Below are 304 nucleotides of genomic sequence, written 5' to 3'. Positions count from 1 at the left end.
GACCTGAATGGAAAGAATACCCGGTTCCCTGCTGCTATTTCCGCTTTGCAGCGGCAACGTCGCATCGCCATCTGTCCAGCGGTATGTGGAAGATTCCAGTCCATGCCAGCCTGACAGGTTGGACAGGGACAGATGAGCGGTCAGACTGACTGTCTGACGAGACGCAAACAGGGAAACATCCCCGACAAGAACACCGAGATCACGGCGATCGTCTACGAATGGTCCAATCGTGTCACTTGGGCGACTGGCCCGCGATACCAGACGAACTGTCGTGACATTCGCTGGAAGCATGAACATGACACGG

At 55.6% G+C, this 304-nt stretch carries 1 pseudogene; it reads right to left on the bottom strand.

The window, feature by feature from the left end:
- A pseudogene (locus JN414_RS16585) lies at positions 1–304 on the bottom strand (hypothetical protein); the annotation flags it as partial.

Origin of the sequence: Gluconobacter sp. Gdi (assembly GCF_014132155.1) — a bacterium.
GTDB lineage: Bacteria > Pseudomonadota > Alphaproteobacteria > Acetobacterales > Acetobacteraceae > Gluconobacter.
Note: the sequence above shows the minus strand (reverse complement) of the source record. Positions and strands in the feature narration are given on the sequence as shown.